Here is a 2,162-nt window from a genome sequence, read left to right as displayed (position 1 = left end):
AACAAAGTGGAGCTCATGAACGATAGTGAATAACCCAAAAATGAAAAGCCCATCCGGCTTGAGGATAAAAAACAGCCCGTCTGGCTTGAAGACAAAAAAGATGCATAATTTCCTTACATTTGCGGCAATCCAAATTCAAGTCAATTCGTATGGAAAACAGCAAAAACAACACGGTAGGATACATTTATGCATTGCAAGCCTTTTTTGCCTGGGGCATATTGCCATTGTTCTGGAAGCTGTTGAGCGGTATCCCCGCTATGGAAGTATTGGCCCATCGAATTTTTTGGTCTTTCGTTTTCCTCTTGCTATTCATTCTGATTAAGAAACAGAAAAACATCATTGCACTGCTCAAGCAGAAAAAAACACGAAACAGTCTGATTGTCTCCTCCCTCTTAATTGGTGGCAACTGGGGATTGTTCATCTATGCAGTAAACATCAATCAAATTGTAGAAGCCAGTTTGGGTTATTACATCAACCCCATTGTAAATGTACTATTGGGCATGATCATCCTGAAAGAACGCTTGAATACCCTTAAGACAATTGCACTAATCATCGCCTCCATTTCGGTAATTTACCTTACCATTGACTATGGTCGTTTTCCTTGGATTGCCATCATTCTGGCCTTGTCATTTGGCTTTTACGGACTGGTAAAAAAAACGGCAGGCATCGAAGCCATTCCAGCCCTTACCGTCGAGACTTTTATTTTGGCTCCTCTTGCCGCTGGATTTATCTTTTGGAAAATCTTCGATCATAGTGGAGCTTTGTTCTCTGGCAATATCTCTACCGATGCTTACTTAATGCTCACTGGCATTGTTACTACCCTACCATTGTATTGGTTTGCCAAAGGAGCGCAACGCATTCCCTTATCGGCCATTGGCTTTATGCAATACATTGGTCCTACGCTGATGCTTTTAATCGGGGTATTTGTATACGACGAAGCTTTTAAAAGAGAACAAATCATTGCATTTTCATTGATTTGGTTTGCATTGGTTCTATATACCATTTCCATGATCAGGGGAACCAGGCAAAAGCAACAAATCAACTAATCTTTGCCCAAACCTTGATTTCCTGAATCGAAAACATATTTCCATTTTTCATCTGCTCCTTTTTTCCAAATGGATACATAAGTGCCTTTCGTAATGGTATCAGGAGTAGTGAATTGATAGATTCCGTAGGTATAACCCAAATCACCCGATTGGGCAACATCTGCAAAAGAAGGTTTCCAGCTCAAACTAAACAAAGAATCATTTGCATTCAAGAATCGCTTTTTTATGGCTTCCCTTCCCACAATGGGATAAGAATTTTCTCTCAAGATTACTGCCGAATCGTGTGCAAAAACATAGAAGGCCTTTTTCATTCCATACTTTACCGAGTAATCTGAGAATTCCTGATCTTTCTTAAGCATGGCCTGCTTGCATGCTTCCACATCAACTTTTGGATGACAAGCTGTTATCGTTACACCAATCAAAAGAAAATAGATTGCTTTTCCTATCGTCAATTTCATATTTTAGAATAGTTTTGGTTTCAATAAAGGAAAATACTTATTTTCAAGCAATAAATCCTAATCTCAAAAACTATGTTAGTAAAAAAGCTATCCTCAACAATCGAAATCTCTAAAATCCAGAAAGAACAGATTTATTCCAACTCACAATTCGAAAGCCTTATTGTAAGTGTTGAAAAAGGAATGGAAATCCCTCCTCAACCTGCTCCTGCCAATGCTGGCCTCTATCTGATTAAAGGAAAACTAACCTTTGATATTGAAGGTACAGTTTATGCCATTGAAGAAGACGACTTCTTCTCTTTCGAGAAAGGACAAATGCATGGCCTAAAAGCCGAAGAAGATTCGAAGTTTTTAATCTCTCGAATTTTACCGGAATAACAAATACACAAAAAGAGTGTATTATATAGAAAACATTAATACCAGCACCCCTATGGCTTTAGGGTTCTCTACTCCAAATTAATCGCACGAACTATTCAATCCTATTTGGTATGAGCAAGGCCGGTGAAGTACCCATAGGCGAAAATGATGATCAAAAAGAAATTCTTAATAGAAGAATTTTTTTTCTATACCATATCACCTCACCTCAATCCTCTTCCCGATATTAATCGGGACAGGCTCTATAGGAGAGGAAGTTGTGCAAAAAATAGAGCTTTATTTGATC

The 2,162-nt window shown here is 38.4% G+C and carries 3 protein-coding genes; 2 read left to right on the top strand and 1 reads right to left on the bottom strand.

Annotated elements, in window-relative coordinates:
* The first annotated feature begins 149 nt into the window (after nt 1-149).
* Complete coding sequence (gene rarD, locus NQ163_RS20470; RefSeq protein ID WP_268192173.1) at nt 150-1,046, top strand: EamA family transporter RarD; 897 nt, start codon at nt 150-152, stop codon at nt 1,044-1,046.
* Here the strand turns inward: rarD and NQ163_RS20465 are convergent.
* The gene (locus tag NQ163_RS20465) at nt 1,043-1,504 is read right to left on the bottom strand and encodes a YybH family protein (protein ID WP_268192172.1); all 462 of its coding nucleotides are present in this window, start codon (nt 1,502-1,504) and stop codon (nt 1,043-1,045) included. The genes rarD and NQ163_RS20465 overlap by 4 nt on opposite strands.
* Before the next feature lie 72 nt (nt 1,505-1,576).
* On the opposite strand from NQ163_RS20465, the gene NQ163_RS20460 reads away from it, so the two are divergent.
* Nucleotides 1,577-1,879: a cupin domain-containing protein gene (locus NQ163_RS20460; protein WP_268192171.1), complete on the top strand. Its 303-nt coding sequence runs from the start codon at nt 1,577-1,579 to the stop codon at nt 1,877-1,879.
* Nucleotides 1,880-2,162: the final 283 nt, after the last annotated feature.

Origin of the sequence: Marinifilum sp. D737 (assembly GCF_026672275.1) — a bacterium.
GTDB lineage: Bacteria > Bacteroidota > Bacteroidia > Bacteroidales > Marinifilaceae > Marinifilum.
Note: the sequence above shows the minus strand (reverse complement) of the source record. Positions and strands in the feature narration are given on the sequence as shown.